The sequence below is a fragment of the Cellvibrio sp. GW822-FHT04B05 genome (assembly GCF_058800985.1).
The window spans coordinates 80,684-104,011 of the sequence record NZ_JBXAMU010000003.1 but is presented as its reverse complement, the minus strand read 5'-3'; the positions used below and the strand labels follow the sequence as shown (position 1 = coordinate 104,011).

Annotated in this window: 10 protein-coding genes; 3 read left to right on the top strand and 7 right to left on the bottom strand. The window is 50.4% G+C overall.

Going from position 1 to position 23,328, the window contains the following annotated elements:
• Window positions 1-10 precede the first annotated feature (10 nt).
• Window positions 11-4,138, bottom strand: a complete 4,128-nt coding sequence (locus tag AC1RJL_RS10450) for a non-ribosomal peptide synthetase (RefSeq protein WP_492913659.1) — start codon at window positions 4,136-4,138, stop codon at window positions 11-13.
• Window positions 4,139-4,295: 157 nt separating this feature from the next.
• Window positions 4,296-10,850, bottom strand: coding sequence for an SDR family NAD(P)-dependent oxidoreductase (locus AC1RJL_RS10445; protein ID WP_492913657.1), 6,555 nt, complete (start codon window positions 10,848-10,850; stop codon window positions 4,296-4,298).
• 601 nt (window positions 10,851-11,451) lie between these two features.
• Here AC1RJL_RS10445 and AC1RJL_RS10440 point away from each other — a divergent pair.
• A complete protein-coding gene (locus tag AC1RJL_RS10440) occupies window positions 11,452-11,787 on the top strand; it encodes a hypothetical protein (RefSeq protein WP_492913656.1) in 336 nt (111 codons plus the stop codon).
• A gap of 60 nt (window positions 11,788-11,847) precedes the next feature.
• On the opposite strand, the gene uvrD is transcribed toward AC1RJL_RS10440, so the two are convergent.
• From uvrD to AC1RJL_RS10420, 4 genes are all read right to left on the bottom strand, one after another.
• The gene (gene uvrD, locus AC1RJL_RS10435; protein ID WP_492913654.1) at window positions 11,848-14,085 is read right to left on the bottom strand and encodes a DNA helicase II; all 2,238 of its coding nucleotides are present in this window, start codon (window positions 14,083-14,085) and stop codon (window positions 11,848-11,850) included.
• A 243-nt stretch (window positions 14,086-14,328) separates the two neighbouring features.
• Entirely contained in the window at window positions 14,329-15,168 is an 840-nt protein-coding gene (locus AC1RJL_RS10430; RefSeq protein WP_492913652.1) for a CPBP family intramembrane glutamic endopeptidase, read from the bottom strand.
• Between the two features lie 2 nt (window positions 15,169-15,170).
• Window positions 15,171-16,823: a serine hydrolase domain-containing protein gene (locus AC1RJL_RS10425; protein ID WP_492913650.1), complete on the bottom strand. Its 1,653-nt coding sequence runs from the start codon at window positions 16,821-16,823 to the stop codon at window positions 15,171-15,173.
• 260 nt (window positions 16,824-17,083) lie between these two features.
• Window positions 17,084-19,264, bottom strand: coding sequence for a di-heme-cytochrome C peroxidase (locus AC1RJL_RS10420; RefSeq protein ID WP_492913648.1), 2,181 nt, complete (start codon window positions 19,262-19,264; stop codon window positions 17,084-17,086).
• 289 nt (window positions 19,265-19,553) lie between these two features.
• Here AC1RJL_RS10420 and AC1RJL_RS10415 point away from each other — a divergent pair, with 289 nt between their 5' ends.
• Both AC1RJL_RS10415 and ppk1 read left to right on the top strand, forming a co-directional pair.
• Window positions 19,554-19,874, top strand: coding sequence for a DUF4156 domain-containing protein (locus AC1RJL_RS10415; RefSeq protein ID WP_492913646.1), 321 nt, complete (start codon window positions 19,554-19,556; stop codon window positions 19,872-19,874).
• A 344-nt stretch (window positions 19,875-20,218) separates the two neighbouring features.
• Entirely contained in the window at window positions 20,219-22,282 is a 2,064-nt protein-coding gene (gene ppk1 / locus AC1RJL_RS10410; RefSeq protein WP_492913644.1) for a polyphosphate kinase 1, read from the top strand.
• 126 nt (window positions 22,283-22,408) lie between these two features.
• Here ppk1 and AC1RJL_RS10405 read toward each other — a convergent pair whose 3' ends face one another.
• The gene (locus AC1RJL_RS10405) at window positions 22,409-23,275 is read right to left on the bottom strand and encodes a DMT family transporter (RefSeq protein ID WP_492913642.1); all 867 of its coding nucleotides are present in this window, start codon (window positions 23,273-23,275) and stop codon (window positions 22,409-22,411) included.
• Window positions 23,276-23,328: the final 53 nt, after the last annotated feature.

Here is a 23,328-nt window from a genome sequence, read left to right as displayed (position 1 = left end):
TGTTTGCTCCTTAAACGTAAATAAATTTTTGTAATTGGCTAGCCAGACTGGACGCCTGCTCCGGTGCAAGCATGGTGATGTGATCACCTGCTACCAGCGCCACATTCACTTTACCCTGTGCATATTGCTGCCAACCCAACGTTGATTGCGCAATACTGGTATTGGCATCGTCATAGATTGTATAGTCGTAATGCAGATTGGTATCGCGTGCACGCAATAGCGTGAGTGGCACTGGCCAGATTTTTTCGGCGGCAGGAAAATGCAATTGCGCATTGGCTTTAAATACGTCCAGCAGCCCTTTGATTTGCGTCAGCGGAGTATTCGCAGGCACCATGTTGGCTTCCGCCAGTTTTTGCCGTAACAAATGCAACTGGTGCTCTGCTTCATGCGCGTGCAATTGCTCCGTCGGCATACTGATACGCTTGCCGGTCATATGCTCAATGCTATTGAGTAGCACACCGATCCACTCAGCATTCCCCAGTGCGATAATTTTTTTCTCCTGGAAAAAATGCGGTGCAGGCGCATCGAAAATAATCAATTGCTCAACGTCATCCCCGGCAGCGCGCAACTGCTGGGTAACTTCAAATGCAATCAAACCGCCGACACAATGCCCACCGATAATGTAAGGGCCGGCCGGACGAACACGTTTGATTTCTGCGATAGTGGCTTGCGCCATAGCAGCGATTGAATCGAGCGGCGCAGTTGTGCCATCGAGACCGATTGCCTGCATTGCATAAAAAGGTTGGTCACTGCCTAGTTGCCGGGAAAGCGCGTAAAAATACAACACATTGCCACCGCCACCAGGAATAAAGAAGAGGGGATTTTTATCGCCTTTTTGTTGAATCGGCACCAATGAATGCCATTGGCCGTCCGTGCCATCGGCAATACTGCTTTCAATTAATTGCGCGAATTGTTCAATAGTCGGATGTTTGATCAAACTGGAAAGTGGAAATTTTTGCCCCAGCTCCGCTTCAATTACCGCAATCAAACGCACGGCCAATAGTGAGTGGCCACCGAGACTAAAAAAATTGTCATTAATAGAAATCGTATCCAGCTTTAACAGTTCACACCAAAGCGATACCAATTTGCGTTCCAATTGATTGCGCGGTGGCACCAGCTGTTGTTGCGAGGCAGAAGCAAAGCTGTATGCCGGCAATGCTTTGTTATCCACTTTGCCATTGGGTGTGAGCGGAATCGAGTCCAACACCACTATCGCACCGGGCACACAATGTGCCGGCATTTTTTGTGCCGCCTCGGCGAGAATTTCTGTTTCAGTTATATTTGCGTTGTCGCGCGTTATATAAGCCACCAGATAATCGTCACCTGTTGCGCCGCTACGCTTTACCACCACGGATTCACGCACACCATTGCAGCTGCACACCATGGCTTCCACTTCACCCAACTCAATGCGGAAACCGCGCAATTTGACCTGGTTATCGATGCGTTGCAAATAGTCGATATTGCCATCGGGTAAGTAGCGCACCAGATCGCCGGTTTTATACAGGCGCGCGCGTGGATCAGGTGAAAACGGATCGGCAATAAATTTTGCTTCGGTCAACTCCGGGCGGTTGTGATAACCGCGTGCCAAACCTATGCCGCCGATATGCAATTCACCATTTACACCTACAGGTACAGGCTGCATAAACGTATCAAGGATATGGATTTGGATATTGGCGATAGGTTTGCCAATCGGCACTACATTAGCGGCGTAATGTTTATCGCACTGCCAATAGGTCACATCAATCGCCGCTTCCGTCGGGCCGTACAAATTATGCAGCTCGGTATCCAGGCGATTAAAGAAGCGGCGCTGCAAATCATAACTCAACGCCTCACCGCTGCAGATCACGCGCTTAATGCTGGTGCAGTGTGCAGATTTTTCATCCGCCACAAAAATGCTCAGCATGGACGGCACAAAGTGCAAGGTAGTGATACCGGTTTGCTGGATAATATCCAGCAAATATTGGGTGTCTTTATGGCCGTCCGGACGTGCCACAATTAATTCAGCGCCGGTCATTAACGGCCAGAAAAATTCCCACACCGATACATCAAAGCTGAACGGTGTTTTTTGCAGGACACGATCTTGCTCATTCAATTGATATTCCGCCTGCATCCATAACAGACGATTGCAAATAGCGCCGTGTGTATTCATGGCGCCCTTGGGATTGCCGGTAGAGCCGGAGGTGTAAATCATATAGGCCAGATTATCCGGACCTATATCCAGTGCAGGATTGGTTTGCGGAAATCTATCCAACGCCAATTTATCTACTGCAATCATGCGCGAATTATTAGCCGGTAAATTTGCCAGCACATTTTCCTGGGTGAGCAACAGCGGCGAATTAATATCTTCCAGCATAAAAGCCACGCGTGCGGCGGGATAACCAGGATCCACCGGTACATAAGCGCCGCCGGCTTTAATAATAGCGATCAGCGAAATCACCATTTCCAATGAACGATGCATACACACGCCCACTTTGGTTTCTGCTGTAACACCTTGCTCGATCAAGTAATGCGCTAACTGATTGGCACGCGCATTTAATTCGCCATAAGTCAGCTGCTTGCCTTCAAAACGCACCGCCGGTAATTGCGGTGCTTTTTCTACTTGCTGCTCAATAAGTTCATGCAGGTTGCGATGTGCAGGGTAAACTACACGTGTATCATTCCAGTGCGCAAATTGTGCAAGCTCCGCAGCAGTAATTAATGGTAAGCGACCAATTTCAGTTTCGGGCTTTGCCACAATTCCTTGCAACAGCTCACGCAAATGATTTTCCAGCATTTGCATATTTGTGGCAGAAAAAATATCGCGGTTGTATTTAAAGATGCCATAGAAGCTGCCTTTGGTATCGACAATTTCCAATTCCAATTCAAATTGGCCTTCTTGCTGATTCAACGGGAATTGCGCGATATCCAAACCGGCCCAGGTAATTTTCGGACCTTGCTGGCCGGGAACCCATGCACTGTTCAAACCATCATTCTGTTGTGGCTTTTGAAATACAAATGACACTTGTGATAAAGGTGTGTAACTGGAGTCGCGTTGTGGATTCAAAGCTTCGATTAGCGAACTGAATGGAAATTCCTGGTGCTCCAGCGCTTCCAATAAACTGGTATTCACTTGCTCTAGCAAATCAGTAAATGCGGTGGTCGCTGCAAGTTGATTGCGCAAAATAACCGGGTTGACAAAATACCCCAGGGTTCGCGCAAATTCGCCATTGATACGTCCGGCCGTGGGCGAAACAATGCAAATGTCCTCTTGTGCGGAATGGCGATACAACAGCGTATAAAATGCAGTAAGCAATAAACTATTGGCAGTGACACCACGCGTTTTTGCCAGGGCGTTCAGCGATTGTGCCAATTCCGGAGCCAATTGGAAATAATGACTGGCGCCATTAAAAGTTTGAATGCGCGGACGCGGTTTGCTGATATTCAAGGTGAGCGGATGAATATCACCCGCCAATTTTTCCAGCCAGTAATCTTTTGCCCGCTCACCTTTTTCTGTCCTCAACCACTGCGCTTGTTGCAGCGCATAATCGCGATAGGCAGGTGCCTGTAATGCCAGCTGTGGAATGCGATTAGCGCGCAACGCCTGATATATTTCGCTCAGTTCTTCCATCAGAATCCACAGCGACCAGGCATCAAAGGCGATGTGGTGAACCACCAGCATAAATACCGCTTCACCATTATCCAGGTCATACCAATGCGCGCGCATAACAGGCAATAAGGTTAAATCAAAGGGCTGCTGATAATCAGCCGAAATTAATTGCTGTAGTTCAGTTTCACCGAGTGTAGTAGCATCGCGACGGATTAATCCGATTGGTGCATTGGAATGAATAATCTGGGTGTTTTTACTCTCTTTAATCGCGTAACTGGTGCGCAATGCAGCATGGCGCTGGATGCATTGGTTCAATGCACGCGTAAAAATGTGTGTATCCACTGTGGAATAAATACGTATCGCACTCGCCACATTGTATGCAGCGGAATGAGGATCACTTTGATGCACAAACCAGAGGGATTCTTGCCCTTTGGACATAGGTGCATATTGCATTGCCTGCTGCAATTTTTGTTGCAGCAGACGTTCAAGCAGCACTTTCTTTTCGTCTTTGCCAAGCGGCTGAGTAACCGCAGCAGTTGCCAGAGTTTCCATGATAGTTTCCTTTATCGTCGTCATCCTCGTTCATTCCTTGCAAAACTGAAGAGGATAAGCGCGAAGCTAATGTGGTGAAAATAAAAAGTTATGAAAATAAATGATTTTATTTGTCAGCTGCGTCACTACCCTGTAACGCAGCCAGCCAGAATTATGACTACTTGAACACTTCCTCCTGCTTGAGTAATGCATCCAGTTCCTCTTCGGAAAGTTGCTCCAGATTATTTAATTGCTCAACCAGTGCCGCGACTTGCTGATCAACTTGTGCAGCTTCACTGTTTGTTTCTTTATTTGCAGCGCTTGGGTTGCCGCTCACCGGTACTGTTGTTTCTGCCGGGCTTGCTGCTGTAATTGCGCTAACCAATTTTTGCACCAGACCTTCAGCGAGTTTGGCGATGCTGTTGCCTTTCATCAGCTCGAGGATGGACACATCCACTTTGAATTCGCCGCGCATTTTCATTTGCAGGTCCATCGCCATTAACGAATCCAGACCAAAGCGATTGATCGGTGTATTAACATCCAATTGCTCCACCGACATTCTCAGGGTGTTCGCCACCAGTTCGCTCAAAGTGTCAGTCAAGGGTTGCAGGATTAGCGCCTCACCTTGCGCGGCCAACTCCTGCCAGCTTGCGCCCTGTTCAGCGGATTCCCCGGCACCGGCGAGATCGCTGAAGCGAGTCGCGGTCCCCGCCGGCTCAAATTGTTTCCAGCGCGCCCAATCCACCTGGAAGATTCCGAGTTGCGCGACCGGCGCTTGCAATAAATGGGAAAAAGCTTCCAGCGCCTGCGCCTGGCTGAAGGCGTTGATGCCCACTTGCGCCAGATGCCCAATCACACTCGGGTTGGCTGCTGCCATACCCACATCAGCCAGCGCGCCCCAGTTAATGGAGCAGGCCGGCAAGCCCTGCGCCTGGCGATATTGGGCGAGCGAATCGAGGAAGAGGTTGGCCGCAACATAGTTGCCCTGATTGCGGTTGCCGATCAGCGCCGAGATAGACGAGTAAAGGACAAAACAATCCAGCGACAAGTGATGGGTCAATTGATGCAGGTTCCAGGCGCCCAGCGCTTTCGGACGCATCACGTTGGCGAGGCTCTGGTCATCCAGCGCCAGCAATTCGCGGTCATCCAGAACACCGGCAGCGTGGAAAATCCCTTTGAGTGGTGGCATCTGTTGCTCAATTTCAGCGAGCAATCCGTGCACGGCGGCAGCATCGGCGATATCCACCGCAGCCGCTTTAACATGCGCACCGCTACCGATCAGATCAGCCACGGCCAAGCGCGCTTCATGGCTGCTGGCACCACTGCGACTGACCAGAACCAGATGCTTCGCACCCTGTTCCACCAACCATTTGGCCATGCCCAGACCGAAACCGCCGAAGCCGCCGGTAATCAGATAGGTCGCCTGGTCGCTAATGCGATAGCTGGCGGAATTACGGTTCACCACATGCAGTTTGCGCAGGTCAGTAAAGTTCACCACCACCGGCAATGCTTCACGGCTGGCAAGAGCAGTGCTGATTTCCGCCGCACCGTATTCGCGGGCATGAATCCCGTCACTTTCCACTCGCGCCAGTTCCGCTTCCACATGGATAAGCAGGGTTTGCAAACGCGCGGAAGGCGTGAGCGTTTTATCGCGACTCAACAGCAATTGTGTCTTGGATGCAGAGAAAACCACCGGTGCCGCCACTGCATCGCCTTGCTGGATGGCAATATATTGGCCGCCGTCAGCCAACAATTTGTCCAGTTGCAGATTGGTATTATTTATTTGTGGATCGATAGCGCTCGCGAGATTAATGATCACATCAAAACCATCCACGTGACCTTTACGATAAATCGCCGCGAGTAAATCTTCGGTCAAGGATGCGGAGTTAAGCGCGAACTCATCGGAGTCCGCTGTCACCTGCAAATAATCGGTTTTATGCAATCGCGCCAATTGGATTGCTGCCTGGCCAACCGCTGTTTCTGCACCAATAACCAGTAGCGATTCCGCCGCACCCAAATGCGCGAATTCCAGCAGACCGGCGCACGCCAAACTGAAAGCGACCAACGCCGAAGCCGATTTTTCACGGCGCCAGTGCGCCGGCTTCTTCAGTGCGATCAACTCATTTTCCGGCACCACCACCCAGTTACCGATGGCGCCGCGATAACAGGCAATCAGCTCATCACCCACTGTGTAACGGCTGTGGTTCGAACCCACTGCCGCTACGCGCGCGCAGACTTCACGCCAGTCATTATGTTGACTGCCGGCATCCACCACCAGGCTCAAAATTTCCAATGCAATGTCACCGGTAGCAGGCGCAGTGCGATCAGCCATTTGCAATTGTTGCGTGCGGCTCTCGCCATAACCCTGGGTCGCCAAAGTCAAACCGGTATTAGCAACAGGCGCGATCAAATCTGCTTGATAGGCATCGGCGAGAGGAATATTGCGCAGGCGATAGGCGTAGCGCTGGCCATTGCGCAAGGCAATTTCCAGTTCCGGTGTATGTTGGGTGCACTCGCAAAAAACCTGCAGCGCAGAGATATGCGTAAACTCCGCACCCAAATCAATTAAGGTACATTGCAAGGCGGGCAATTCGGTGGCGATGACGCGCCCCAAACCAATCACCGGGCTCTGCTGGAAACCGCCAACCTTATCACTCGCAATTACCCGCACTGCATCGCGTGTTAATACATACAAACGGGTTTTGGTGAGTGCCGATAATTGTTCAACCTGGCGAACTATCTCCAGCAAGGTTTGCGTAGCCGATAAATGAATCGGATCGAGCGCATTGCTGCCCATCGCCCAGCCATAAATCACATTGATGCTGCCGGGAAATTGGTGATCGATATGATCCTTAAACAATTGCGCAAGATGTGCTTTGTTATGTGAGTCAAGGCTGTAAGCATTATCGCCCAACACTTCAAAGCGATTACCGGCATACACCACGCTGACATTGCCGTTATGTTTATCAACAAAGGTGCGCAACAAATCCTTGCTCACATCGTCTTCATTTAAAAACATCACATAGGCATTTTTTTCGCCAGCGGCTTGATCTTCATTTAATGCATCCAGCAACTGCCATTGCGGTTGATAAGTCCAATCGGCAAAGTTATCGATTGTTTTGTTGTTGGCTGCACGCAGTGACTGGCAACGCAGGCCGCGAATTTCTACCAGAATATTGCCCTGTTCATCGCACAAGGTAATGTTACCGCTGATAGCTTCACCGCTGATATGACTCAAGGTGCCGTGACAATAAAATACATTGCCCACTTTTCGGTAATGGCGCAGCTGGCGAATACTGACCGGTACATAAACTTGTTTGTTAAACGCACCCTCGGTTGGCAGCGCTGAAATTAATGATTGAAAGCAGGCGTCCAACAACGTGGGATGCAATTGATAATTATCGGCCGGCACTTGTAAATCTGTGTGCGCCTGGATCAATGCCAGAATTTCTTCATCTTGCCGCCAGATTTGTTGAATGCCCTGAAAGTAGGGTCCGTACTGCAAACCGCGCTCAGTCAGTTCGCGATAAATTGCCGTTGTATCAATTTGCTGGTCGCAACGTTTTTTAATTGCAGCCAGCGCCAGTTTTTTATAACTCACCAAGGTGAGGGATTGGATTTTTCCGGTGGCATGTAACGTGGTTTGGTTTTTATCCTGAATGTTGTAGCTGTGAATTGCATAGCTGTTATTGGTTTGATCAACGCGAGTAAACATTAACGGCTCGGTGTCTGTATCAATCACCATGGCGTTATGCAAATTCAGATCGCTGATCAAGCAAGCATCGCTACCCGTCAAGGCTTTGTGCGCAGCAAGGCCTGCTTCCACATAGGTTGCACCGGCAAGAATTACCAGGCCTTCTACTTTGTGATCATCCAGATGTGCAAAAAATTGCGCGTTTACCTGGCTGACCCAAGCATCATCCGGTCCCTCCTGTTTTACGCCCAATGCCGCATGGGGAATTTCCTGGCCGATACGATCCTGCAGGGAGCTATCGGCATCATTCCAATAGCGCTCGCGCTGCCACGGATAATTCGGCAAGCGCACAAATTGCGGCCGCACAGAATTCACGATAAAACTTTCGCTCTGCATAAACTGATTGCTCGCCACTTCCGTCCAATTAATGGCATAGCCCTGGCCGTAAATTTCTGCAAGTGCGCGTTTGATAGTGTGTTGTTCATCGGCTTTGCGTTTTAGCGAACAGGCAAGGAAACCCTTTAATTGATGTTTGGCAAAACATTCCTTAATGGAAGACGAGAGCACCGGGTGCGGACCAATCTCTAAAAAATCCTGATAACCGTCAGCAATCATCTGTTCCAGGGCACGAAAAAAATACACCGGCTCGCGCACATTTTTGCACCAGTATTCCGCATCAAACGCTGTCGTGTCTACGCGCGTACCGGTAACCGTCGAATAGGTTGGCAATTGCGCATTAACAGTCGATAGCGTGGCGAGACTGGTGCGAATTTCATCGAGCAGCGGATCCATCGTCGGACTGTGGTAAGCCACTTCCACTTGCAGCAAACGATTAAAAACGTCTTTTGCCGTTAAGCTTGCCGAAATTTCTGCGAGTGCCTGTTCATCGCCTGCAAGCGTAATTGCAGTAGGTGCGTTAATCGCTGCGATTGACACGTTACCGTTATAAGGTGCGATAGCGGCGAGTGCGTCAGCTTCAGTCAAACCTACAGCCAGCATTGAGCCCTGATTCGCCGCTTTTTTCTGGATGCGGCTGCGGTGATAACTCACCAGCAATGCCTGCTCCAGCGACAAAATTCCCGATACATAGGCAGTGGTTACTTCGCCCACACTGTGACCGACAACCGCCGCCGGCGTAACACCCCATGAACGCCACAAATCCACTAACGCGGCTTGCAATACAAAGTTTGCCGGTTGGGCAATTTGTGTTTCGGTAATGCGCGATTCAGTTTCGTCTTTTTGCATTTCTGCCAGAATCGACCAGCCGGCGATTTTTTGGAAAAGTGCATCACTGTGTTTTACCGACGCGTTAAATACTGGCTCGCTATTAATAAGTTCACGGCCCATCGCCCACCACTGTGGACCCATGCCGGTAAATACAAATGCTAATTTATTCGCGGTATCACTTACCTGGGTTTCCAGAATACTTTCATCGGCAATACCATTAGCAAATTGCTCAAGGCGCTCGATCAATTCCTCTTTAGTGGCAGCGCGCAAGGTAACGCGATGGGACAAGTGCGCGCGACGCGCACCGGCGGAATACACCAAATCATTAATTGACAGCAATGGATTCTGTTTTAGCAGATCGCGATATTGAATCGCCAACGCCTTGAGTGCATTTTTACTTTTGGCAGAGAGCGGCAACAGGTATATTTTTTGGGTAGTGATGTCAGGATGAGTAGTATCTGCATTCAATGCCGGAACATAATTTTGCAAAAGTGCACAGGCATTGGTGCCGCCGTAACCAAATGAATTGATACCGGCATAGACGGGTTTACCATCTGCCGGCTGTAATTTTTCAATTTGACGCGGCACATGCAATTGTAATTTTGCAAACGGAATTTTAGGATTGAGGTTAATTAAATTGGCTTGTGGCGGCACCAATTCATGTTGCAAACACAATGCTGATTTAATCACTGCTGCAATACCGGATGCTGCTTCCAGGTGGCCGATGTTGCCTTTTACCGAGCCAACCATACAAGTCTCATCGGCAGAACGCGCTTGACCGACAGTGCCGCCAATAGCCGACATTTCAATCGGATCACCCACCGCTGTACCTGTGCCATGGGCTTCAAAATAAGCGATATCTTTTAATTCCACGCCGGCTTTGTCCGTCACTTTGCGAATTAACGCCTGCTGCGCATTTGGATTAGGCACCGTAATACCGTCGGTGTGTCCATCCTGGTTACAACCGGTTGCACGAATCACTGCATAAATATTATCGCCATCGCGCTCGGCATCGCGTAATAGTTTTAACACCACAATACCCGCACCTTCACCGCGACCATAACCATCGCCGCGCTCATCAAACGCTTTGGAACGACCGTCGGGTGCGAGGAATCCGCCTTTGCACATTGCAATAAAAATCTCCGGCCGATGCATAATATTGACACCGCCGACTAATGCCAGCGAACTGTCGCCAGTCCAGATGCTGCGACAGGCTTGATCCAATGCCACCATGGAAGAGGAGCAAGCAGTATCAATACTCATGCTTGGGCCGCGCAAATCGTACAGATAAGAAATGCGATTGGAGAGCATGGTCAGCGTCATGCCAACGGCGGTGTTGCTTGCAATGGTGTGACGGTTGAGCGGATTGAGTTGGGTCAATTTGTTATCCAGCATAAAACCGCCAACAAATACGCCGGTGCTGGAACCACCCAGGGATTCAGGATCAATACCTGCGTCTTCCAGTGCCTCCCAACTCACCTCCAGCAACACGCGTTGTTGCGGATCCAAAGCAGCTGCTTCGCGCGGCGAGATACCAAAAAATAACGCATCAAATTCATCAATGGCCTCTTGCAAAAATCCACCACTTTTTACATACATTTTGCCGGGCTTTTCTTTATCGGCATCGTAAAAGCGATTTACATCCCAACGGCTGTGCGGCACATCGACAATACAATCTTTACCGGCCAACAAATTATCCCAAAACGCTTGTGGCCCGGAAGAGCCACCAGGGAAACGACAACCTATGCCGACAATCGCAATAGGTTCGGGTGAAAGTGAAAAGTTGCTCGCTGCGGGTGTAGTAGTAGTCATTTTCAAAATCCTTAAAAATGGTGGTTAAAAAGGCAATTTCCTTTGGATTGGATCGGCTTTTTTCGGGCGAAGCCAAGTCTTGGCAAAATTTACCAAAACAAAAAATATTTTTTCGCGCAGCAAAACCTAACCAACTCAAGACAATGAGGCGGATAGCGCGGAGAGAGAGCTGAAATTATTTAGGCGGCAATACACCTGTGTTGGTGATAAAAATTGCGCCGGGAAAATAACTGTAGAAAACGCGGAATATAGAACAGCAGAAGGATATAAGTGTTCATAATAAACTTTCCTTAGAGTAGCCAATAACTATCACCATAAACTCCTGTTACGGCGAAAGAATCTTACGTTCATATGATCTAATGCTTTCCAGTTTCGGTCAATAAATTGAGCCGCCAAAAAAGATGTGAATAATACCGTCACATTTGTGACTTTTTCACATAGGTTCATATAGCAGATATTCCGCCTTGAATTAGTAGTGAAATAATAAACTCTATGAAAAAGTGAGGAAGTAAAAAAATACACAAATAGCAACATATATTCTTTAATAACCGCTGTATACTTAATAGAGATTTATCTCGCGAAACACAAAAAGGAAACAATAATGAAAAAATTTATATTGCTAGGAGGTTTCTTATCAAGCCTCTGCAATAATATTTTTGCATCCGCACAATTAACGGGTGAAATCACTGAGCTTTGGATAAATGACAGCAACTGGAAAAACCATGTTTTCATTTCACTCTCAAAAACTTTTGCCAGTCCATGCGGCTCAGGAACAATCAGTTATTTTGCGTTGGATCTCTCTGAACCAAGCATGAAAGAAGCTTACGCGATGGCACTCGCGGCATTCATGAGTGGCAAGAAAGTATCACTCGCGGGTGATGGCACTTGTAAGGGAGGTTACGAAAAATTACTTTACATTAATATGCTAAAACAATAAGGATCAGGTTCATGTTGCCAGTTATCTGGCAACATGAACCCACACACGAATTTTTAACGCTTAAATTGCCTGCAACTTCGCATATTGCATCACCAAACGTTTGATGCCGGTTGATTCAAATTTCACTTGAATCACCGCATTGGGGCCAGTACCTTCAAATTGCAAAATCACACCTTCACCAAACATGGCATGAGTGACACGTTGGCCGAGGCGGAAACCGGTGTCTTCGCCGGTTTCATACATGGGTTGGCGTGTTGAGGGTTTGGTAAGCGGGCGATTAAAACTGACCGGGCGCGTGACCGCCGTTTTTAAACGGACTTCTTCAATACAATCTTCAGGAATTTCTTTCACAAAACGGGACACCGCGTTAAAGGTTTCATTGCCGTACAAGCGACGGGTTTCAGCATAGCTGATAAATAACTTTTCCATAGCGCGAGTGATACCCACGTAACACAGGCGCCGCTCTTCTTCCAAACGATCCGGATCATCCGCCGACATTTTATGCGGGAATAAACCCTCTTCTACACCGGCTAAAAACACCAGCGGGAATTCCAACCCTTTTGCCGAGTGCAAGGTCATCAACTGTACCGCATCTTCAAATTCATCGGCCTGGTTTTCACCGGCATCGAGCGCGGCGGTATCCAGAAATTGTTGCAGCGGTGTGAGTTCTTCGTCCTCTTCTTCTGCATCAAACGCGCGACACGCGGTAATTAATTCTTGCAAGTTTTCGCCGCGCGCCTGGCCTTTTTCACCTTTTTCGTTTTGATGGAATTCCAGCAAGCCGGTATCTTCAATCACTTTTTTAGCGATCAGATCGAGCGACGGCGTATCGCCGTGGATATCAATTTCGTTGGCATCCTGCGTGAGTTTTTCCACCAGATTTAAAAAGGTTTGCACCGCATTGCCGGCGCGCGCCGCAAGCACGCGCTTGGCGACCATTTGTTCCGCCGCCGCCCAGAGAGAACAGCCCTGTGCACGTGCGAACAAGCGAATATCATCAACGGTTTTACCGCCGATACCGCGCGTCGGTGTATTGATTACGCGCTCAAACCCGGCATCGTCGTGACAATTGCTGATCAAACGCATATAGGCAATTGCATTTTTAATTTCAAGGCGATCATAGAAACGCTGGCCGCCATAAATGCGATAGGGAATCGCCTCGCGCAATAGCGCCTCTTCCAATACCCGCGACTGGGCATTGGAGCGATACAAAATCGCGATGGTTTTTTTCTCATGGCCTTTGCGCGCCCAATCCTGGATTCGCTCGACAATAAAACGCGCTTCGTCTTGCTCGTTGTAAGCGGCGTAAAGTGAAATCGGATCACCCTTATCACCTTCGGTCCACAACTCTTTGCCGAGGCGGCCGTAGTTGTGTTTGATCACTGCGTTAGCGGCGCTGAGAATATTGCCGGTGGAACGATAATTTTGCTCGAGGCGATACACGTGCGTATTGGCAAAATCCTGCGAGAAGCGCTGGATATTTTCAATTTTTGCCCCACGCCAACCGTAAATGGATTGATCGTCATCACCTACTGCGGTCACGCACGCGGTTTTTCCGGCGAGCACGCGCAACCAGGCGTATTGCACGCTGTTGGTATCCTGGAATTCATCGACCAACACAAACGGAAAACGCTGTTGGTAATGTTCAAGGATGTGCGGCTTATGCAGCCAGAGTTCGTGGGCACGCAATAAAATTTCGGCAAAATCCACCATGCCGCCGCGCTGGCAATCCTCTTCGTAAGCGCGATAGATTTGCAGCATGGTGCGCACAAAAGGATCGCCAGTATCCTGGATATGTTGCGGGCGCAGGCCTTCATCTTTTTGGCCGTTGATATACCACTGCGCTTGTTTGTGTGGCCATTTGTTCTCGTCGATATTCAGCGTTTGGTAGACGCGTTTGATCAAGCGCAGCTGGTCATCGCTATCGAGGATCTGGAAATTCTGCGGCAGCTTTGCATCCTGCCAATGGGCTTTTAACAGGCGATGGGCGAGGCCATGGAAGGTGCCGACCCACATAGCGCGGCTGTTGATGGGGTGGCCCCCACTTGTTGGTAAAGAGTGATGGAAGAGTTCATCAAGACGCGCCCGCATTTCACGTGCGGCTTTGTTGGTAAAGGTCACCGCCATAATCGAATAGGGCGATACTTTTTCCACTTGGATCAACCAGGCGATGCGATGCACCAACACGCGGGTTTTACCACTGCCCGCACCGGCGAGAATCAACTGGTTGCACGCGGGTGCAGCAACAGCATCGCGCTGGGCGTTGTTAAGTGAATCTAACAGGAGTGAGACGTCCATAACCAAAACCAGTAATAGAGAATGGGGGCGATTTTACTGGCTAGATATACATATGGCCATCTTTGTTTTCGGACTTTTAAAAGTTTGAATCCGCCCGCCGTGACTATAGCAGCAGGTGGCGCGCGGGGAATCGTCTCCTTCAATACTGCGACAGGGCGGCACCAGGCTCAGATTCCATATCGGAAGCCAGATTTCCATCCGGACTCATACTGCAATTGCAAGTGACGGAGAATAAGAGGGAAATCAGAAGGGAAAAAATGATCCGGGTAAATCCTGTTTTCGTAGCAATGCCGCTATATCCATGCTGAGTGCGACACCGGCATGAACAAGCACGCCGCCCCAAATCGACCGGGATTGCAACGCCAATATGCCCAGGAACAAGCCGAACAAAATTGCGCCAGTCGCCTCCAGCGCCAGCTTGGGCAGATGGATCATCATGTAAGGCACGCACATTACCCAGATCGCATTTGCACCTATGGCCGGACGCAGGGCATTGAGCATAAAGCCGCGGAAGAAGAATTCGAGGAAGATGAACTGGCTCATATAGAGCAGCTCCCACAACAGGAAATCCAACCAGCTGCGGCCCGCATTGCGATAGAAAGGATAGTGGTTGACGAAATCCTCGCCAAAACTCACCAGTACCACAAATACCAAAATCGGGCTGAGCAGCAATAGATAGCCGTGCCAATGCTGGCTGACCTGATTCCAGCGCCAACCGAAGTCGAGCATCGATTGGTTAAAGCCGAAGCGGATTACCAGCCAGGGAATGATGATAAAGGTGAGCAGATGACAGCCAGTCCACCAGATGTAGCCGCCGAGATCCAGCCAACCATTTGCAACGAGAGCCTGCTCATAATATTGCGCGCCCAACCCGCGCCATTCGCCCAACCAGGCCAAAGTCGCAAGAAAGTGGGTGGAAAATTTGGCGTAATGCAGCACCAGCAAACTGACCGAGACGCAGGCCAACACCAGCATTACCCGCCGCATAGCCGCTGGCCGGTCCATGCTATAGGAGGGGGTGGCTGCATCCAGCTCATCGAGCGCGTGCAGGATTTGGCGTGGATGCAAAGCGGCCAGTTTCATTGTTATTGCTTCCTGGCGGCACGCGCGGCAGCTTTGGCGCGCTGGTAGCTATCGAGGAATTTGAAGATCACATCGCGCGCGAGTGGGGTCTCGGAATTGGTGAGGAATACCATGCCTATCTGCAAATCGCGGTTGAACACCATTTCCGTGCGGAAGCCTTTTACATGGCCGCCATGATGGATAAAGTTTTTATCGCGCCCGTAATCAAACACCCGCCAGCCCATGCCGTAGGCGGTATTAACAGCCAGCTTATGGGCGCCGTAATAATTTTGCCCAGGGGTATTTTTGGTCACCCGCGATTGGATGGGATTAAGCACTGACAAAGGCAAGGCATCCTGCCGCTTGCCCATTTGCCCCAGCAAGAAACGCGACATATCAACAATGCTCGCATTCACCCCTGCGGCAGGTGCGACACGATACCAGTTGGCATTGACCGAGGTGGGAATCCAGCGTTTGCCGCCATTGATATGTGGCGCGGCGCGGTTGGGCGAGGCGTTGTAGCTGGCCAAACCATAGGAGGCGCTACGCATGCCGAGCGGATCGAAAATTTTCTTTTCGACATAGTTTTCAAAACTCACACCCGCTTTGTTCTTAATCATGTCGCCAGCGAGGCTGTACATCACGTTCTGGTAAGCAAAACATTGGCCCGGCGCACAGACAAAATTCACGTAGCGCAGGCGCGCGACTATCTCGGCGTAACTCATATTTTCATCGATATAGTGACTATAGGTGTGACGCGGTAAACCGGAAGATTGGCCCAGCGAATGGCGCAGGGTGAGCTGCTTGCCGTAGGCTTTATTTTTAAACGCGACATTGGGCAACACCGAGGTAATACTGGTATCCCAGGTGATTTTACCTTCGTCCACCAACAGGCTCGCCGCAGTAGCCGCAAAAGATTTGGAGAGAGAGGCGAGGCGGAAGACGGTATCAGGCGTCACACTTTCACGCGTGCCCGCACGTCGCACGCCGTAGCCATTGAGCGATTTAATCTGCCCGCCGGAGACAATCACTACGGCCACACCGGGCACAAAAGGCGCCACTTTTTTAGCGATGTAATCTTCAAATTCCGGTACAAACGCTTCCGGATGACCGACCGGATAGCGCGGTGCTTTGATCGGCGCTGTAGTGACCACCGGAATCTGCGCGGCCGGCTGCGCTTTTTCCGCCTCGGCTTTTTCGCTCTTCTCTTTCGCCTCTTTGATCGCCACTATCGGTTGCGCGGGCGGTAAGCCTGCGCTGGATGTCGCACCAGCGGAGCTGGCAGTGGATGACACCATAACCGCGTCTTGTGCTGCTACCAGATGGGTGCTCGCCAGCGGCATCGCCGACAACGATGTTTCAGCGGTTAACGCGAGTGCCGGAGCCGAGGAAAAACTGGCCAAACTCGCCGTCGCAATTGTGGTAGTAATCGGAATAGCAACGGTCGTTGTCGAGTGAGGGGATTGGGTAAACGGCATGGCTTGCACAGCATGCACCGGGGCAGCCGAGGAAAGGCTGACCGCACTGCTCGATTGTTGGAACGGCAGTGCGATAGGAACCGTCACGCGCTTCTCGCCCTGTGCCTGTGCTGGTGGCACCGCCAACATCAATACCAGCGACAAACCGCCGGTCAAACTGGCCAGCAGTGGCTGGCACTTACTTATTGTTAATCGCATAACCAAACAAATAACTCTATAAGGGCCTTAACGTTGCATTACTTTGTGTTGCATTACTTGTGTTGCACCGTTAGACCATAAAAATGTGGAGTAATTAGAAAATGCGACCATTTAAATACAACAACGCCACTTTTGCAGCATCGCCCGCTAGTTATAACCTTTGGGTAATACCACAAACAGTGGCGTTATCTTCCTTTGATTAGCGCACCGGATAAGCCTGTCCAACAGGTGCCAGTGCGATAAAAATCCGGCATTGGCAATTACAAGGTTTTAATATATTCAACCAGATCCCAGCGCTCGGCATCGGTCAGCGGCTCTTGTGTTACGCCATTGACGGCCGGTGCATGGACGGTACCGTATTCGTGACCGGTATTAAAATCGCCGCGTTTATCGGCCTTGAAGGTGAAGCCTTCATAACCATCAGACCGCAACCCTACTTTAATTGGATCAAATTCGCGACTGCCGACTTTAAATTCGGCCGGGCGATAAAGTCCATCTTCGGAATCACCTTCGCGCTTAACTGGCAGCAGCAGATCGTAAAGGGTTGGTACCGAACCATTGTGCAGATAGGGCGCTGTGGCCCAGATGCCATTGAGTGAACGCGCTTTGTAGGATAGCAGCGATTGATAAGGACGGGCGGTGGTGTCCGGGAGATAATCGCCGGATTTTACACTGGCTTTGATTTGATTATCAAAGAAGGATTTGGCCATCATGTAAAGCCAGTCGAGCGCGCGGCGCAGCCACCATTTATCCGGGTCCGGCTCGGTCGCCACTTCCCCCATAGTCGCGGCGGTGAGGATCTGCACTACCGGCGCGCGGTCCTTGATCACCAATCCACCTACACTTTCGGTTTGGTAGGTATTTTTGAAATTGCCGGAATAACCCTTGTAGTTAACGCTGTTTTCCGCCATCGCCCGGTCAGTGCCCATCACATCAATATTCGCCATACTGGCAACCACAATCCGGTCGCGGTCGGTGCGGTCGATAACCTCGTGGCATGACTCGCAATACTCAGCGTAAAGTGCGCGGCCACGACGGACTTTTGCACCATCGATCTGCCATTCCGGCAGCTTGTCAAAAATCGCTTTGGCGATTTCCTGAGTCGGGCTGTCGGCTTTCTGGGTTGGCCAGACGGGCGATGTCAGGCTCGCCAGATGGGATTCCAGGCGCGATAAATTCACCAAATCGATAGAGGAAGAGAAATCGATCTGGTAACTCTTGCTCTTCTGGCCAGTGATAATGGATGACAGCGTCCAGCCGCGTTTGTGCGCAGTCCAGTCGAGGATGCCGAATACGCCGATCACTTCACCGGTATTGCGGCCAATCGGACCGACGCCAGCGTTGCTCGCCAAACCATTCCACTGCACGTAATCCGATTGCACGATATCCCACAGGAAGGGGTAGCTCACCGGCGCATTGGGCTCGTTAAAAATCAGTGCTTTGATGCGGTTCATATCATCCAGCGAGAGGCCCGGGTAACCCTCTTTGGTCGACATCAAGCGGTCGATAATCCGGGCGAACTGCAAATCGCCAATAATGGTTTCGCTGATGCCTTCCAATACTTTATCGACCTGCGCCGGCGTCAACAGATCGAGATCTTCATCGCCCGCCTTGGTCACCCCAAGCAGCACATCGCGCAACTGGTTGCGGCTGATCACATGCTCAAGCACACGGTTGTAGATACGCCCAAACGCATCGAGGCGGGCATAGCCATATTCCACGCTGGATAAATTAATAGTGTTGTACAAACGGATTTTGCGCGCCCAGCGCTTGAGGTCGGCCTGCACATCTTCGGCCTTGGAGTAGGTGTTATTCAGCTCCAATACCTTGGCGACAAAGCGCTGGTTTTTCTCGCTGTCGGCAATCGCCACCGCCATGCTTTTTTCCAGATCGGTAAGGAAACCCACCATATCAGCCATCGCCGGGCCGCCATCAATGCGGATCGCATGGCCTTTGTAATTCACCTGACCGGTATGACAGGCTGCGCAGGTAAAGCCGACGTAATCATTACCTTTATAGGATTCCTTAACGAAACCGACCGGCAGACCATCGCGGTTAAAGAAGGTCGGTTTTTGCGGCAGATAGCGGTATTTGTCGATCAACGTGTTGGCGCGGAATAATTCGGTGGAGTCGGATTGCTCCAGCGCGATAAAAAAATCGTAGGGAATTAACGCCGAACCCTGGGTAGTGTTGTAGAACCAGAGACTGTCGTTGGGAGTCCAACCCTGATCCAGATAAATAGGCGTGGAATAATTTTCACCAAAGGCGCCATTGTCAATCGCAACTGCACCGCGATCCGGATCATCATCCCAACTCTGGTAGATTTTGCCGGCCAGCAGGGTAATCCCCAGTGGAATAGCGAGAATAACCAGCAGCTTTCCCAACCGCCATAAGATGCGCCAGGAAAATAAATTGGACAGGCTGAATGCATGTGAGCCCATGGATAAACTCCTCTTTAGCGATTTTCCTATTGATATTTTGTTATGTAATGCAATGTTATGAATTCGGTCGCACTTGTTATGTCGTTACGGTTGCAGCGCAATAAAGTGGCACACGATACTACTGTCGCCCATGTTTACCAAAATTAATTATTACCGGCCATTACCGCGAGCGCCCATCCAGCTCACGCAGCCGCCCTATGCGGTCTGGTGGCTTGCAACTCGGCGAGCATCCGATTAGTGTAGCCCCACATTTTTGTCACCCTGATTAATCACCTCCGAGGAATTGTGTATGAAAAAAATCTCCCTGTTGTTAGCCGTCGGTGTTGTCAGCCTGACCAGCGCGTGTACCTGGGTAAAAGTGAGCGACCAGGGCAGCAGCGTTGCTGTGGCCAATGCCGCGAATGTCCGCAGCTGCGATAAAGTGCGTACCGTAAACGTAAAAGTGAAAGATAACTTTGTCGGTTCCATGAAGCGTTCGCCCGAGAAAGTGGCAACCGAACTGACCAACATGGCGCGCAACGAAGCCAGCCAATTTGGCGGTGATACCATAGTACCTGCCAGCCTTGTACAAGATGGTCGCCAGAGCTTTGATGTGTATAAGTGCAACTAATACGCGCACGCCGAACCCGTTTGCCATTAGGCCTTTTATTGAAAACGCATAACTAATTTGCAGGACTGCAAATTTGCACAGCGAAGCTGCCCGAAGGGTAAACCACATGGATGTGGTGAATGAATCTTCCATATAGCTCCGTCAGTCATTCCTGACTGACGGTTTTAAAACAAAAGGCGTCAAACTCGCTACTCTCCCTTCAGAGCCTTGTCCTGTTTTTGCACTAAGTCCCCCGTTATTCGTAAAACTTTGCTAGTGTTAGGCACATGCAGATGCTGTCTTATTTTTGTCACACAACTGCCATAATCTGACCGCACTATTTTCCCGGGTTAACGAGGTACAAGGTGTCTAACGCCTATTTCAACCGCGAGCTGAGCCTGCTCGAATTTAACAAACGCGTGCTTCATCAAGCTTATAACCGCAATTTACCGCTGCTGGAACGGCTGCGCTTTTTGTGCATTTTTTCCACTAACCTTGACGAATTTTTTGAAGTGCGCGTCGGCGGACTGGTAGAGATCCTTGAGCGCAATGCACCGCCGACCCAAGGGCCGGACGGTATGACCCAAACCCAGACCCTGAATGAAATTTCGCTGCGCGCCCATGAATTAGTAGCCGAGCAATACCGCATCCTCAACAGCGAATTGCTGCCATCCATGCGCGCTCAAGGCATCCAGGTGCTGCGCCGCGAAGATTGGACCCCGGAACAAATCCAATACCTTAAACACGTCTTTTTGTCCGATGTGCTGCCCGTGCTCAGCCCGATCGGGCTTGACCCTGCACATCCGTTTCCGCGCATCCTCAACAAGAGTTTGAATTTTATTGTCAGGCTCGATGGCAAAGATGCCTTCGGCCGCAACTCTGGCCGCGCGATTGTGCAAGTGCCACGCTCATTGCCACACATTATTCAATTGCCCGAAGCATTGAGTATGAATGGGCGTAATTTTGTCTTTATTTCCTCCATTATTCATTTTTTCATGGCCGAAATATTTGTCGGCATGACGGTGATGGAAAGCTATCAATTTCGCCTCACCCGCAACTCGGATATTTTCCTCGACGAAGAAGAGACCGACGATTTATTGCGCGCCGTGCAAGGTGAGTTGGCTTATCGCCAATATGGCGATGAAGTGCGCCTGGAAATTACCGATACCTGTCCCTCCGAATTAGAGCAATTTTTATTGCAGCGCTGCGAAATTAAAGAGCGCGATTTGTATCGCATTAACGGCCCGGTCAATTTGAATCGCTACACCGATTTATTCGATCTGGTTAAAGATACAAGCTTCTTTTTCAAACCTTTCGTGCAAGCCATGCCTAAGTTGCCCAAGCGCACCAACTCCTATTTTGAAGTGCTGCAGAAGCAGGATATTTTGCTCCATCATCCGTTCGATTCGTTCCAGGGTGTGGTGGACTTTTTGCGCGAAGCGGCTGTTGATCCGAATGTATTGGCGATTAAACAAACCCTGTACCGCACCGGCTCCAACTCTCCGATTGTTGATGCATTGGTTACTGCCGCTAAAGCCGGTAAAGAAGTCACTGCGATTGTGGAATTGCGCGCACGTTTTGATGAAGAACAAAACGTGGCATTGGCCGAGCGCTTGCAGCGGTTTGGTATCCACGTGATTTACGGCGTGGTCGGTTTTAAAACCCACGCCAAAATGATTTTGGTTGCACGCCGCGAGACGGGCAAATTGCGTTACTACGTGCATTTGGGCACGGGTAACTATCACCCGCGCACCAGTAAAATTTATACCGATTACGGTTTGCTCACGTCCGATAAAGATATTGGTGAAGATGTGTATCGCATATTTTTACAATTATCGAGCATGGGTAAAGCGTCCAAAATGGAAGCGCTGTTGTATGCACCCTTTACCTTGCACAAAGGTATGGTGAAGCGCATCCGCACGGAAAAAGAACACGCCGAACAGGGCAAACCCGCACGCATCATCGCCAAAATGAATTCGCTTTACGATGAAGAATTGGTGAATGAACTTTATGCAGCCTCGCAAGCCGGTGTACAAATTGATTTGATTGTGCGCGGTGTTTGCCAATTGCGTCCGGGGGTTGCAGGGCTATCGGAAAATATTCGCGTGCGCTCGATTATCGGCCGTTTCCTCGAACACCACCGTGTATTTTATTTTGAAAATAACGGCAATCCGGATTTGTATTGTTCCAGTGCGGATTGGATGCTGCGCAATATGTTCCATCGGGTCGAGACTTGCTTCCCGATTAAACACAAAAAAATCCGCGACCGCATTTTGGAGGATCTGCATCTCTACCTGGCCGACAACACCCACGCCTGGTTATTGCAGGAAGACGGCAGCTACATTCCCACCCAGCCCCAGGAAGGCGAAGAACCCATAGATGCGCAAGCTATTTTGCTGGAGCGTTGGTCGGCGCATATCATTATTTAAGTCCTCATTTGAGCGGCACCTCAAATGCGACCGTTTACTGGCAGCATCCTTACTCGACAATGGGCGCGGGCTGGAACAACAGATTGCACCGGGACAAACGGTCGCGTTCGTTTGAACGCCCGGGCATTAAGCCCGTGCACCCAACCAGGCACCGGCGCTGGTCGCCAGCAATCCCGATACCAGCCATGCATCCAGCGCTTCGCCCAACATCAGCGATGCACCTATACCGGCAATCGCCGGCACCAATGCCATACAGGCGCCGGTTCTGGCCGGCCCGAGCCGGGTCATGGCGGCCATGTAAAACAGCATGGCGATTACCGCCACCACCACGCCCTGATAAATCGCCTGCAACGCAACGTCTTTGAGCGGCGCGAGCGTGATCGCCTTGGGCAGGAACAACAGGTACACCGGCAAATAGATCAGTGCCGCCAGCAGCGCGCTGCCAATCGCCGTCTCCCAAGCGCCCAAACCGGAGCGCTTGGCGAGGATGGTATAGAGCGCCCAGATCAACGATGAAGTCACCAGTAACAGATCGCCGGGCAAGGTATTTTCACTGCGCGAAAAAATATCCACCCCGAGACAAATCATCCCCACCGCAATCACCGGCAGGGCGATACGCAAATTGCGGCGCAGCGGCTCTTTCAGCAATACAAACGCCATCAGCGGGACAAAGAAAGGCAGCAAGCCGGAGATCAATACTGCTCCATGAGCAGCGGGCGCGTACTTGAATGCGAAATAAACAGTGACGGAATAGCCAATCCCACCGGTCAGCGCGAGCGATAACACCGTCTTGTTAAACAGCGACACCCGCTTCCAAAACCACCAGACAGGCAACAATACCAACGCCGCCGTACCGAAACGCAGGGCAGTGATATCAAATGCATTCAACACACTGGTGCCACCGATGCGGGACACCAACACAAACCCGGACCAAATTAAAACAGCGCCAGCGACAAAAAAATAACCGCTTTTGGCGGGAGGAGACTCTTGCATGGATTGACTCAATACAACCGGGGGAAAGGATATGACGGAAAAACGGGTGGTGT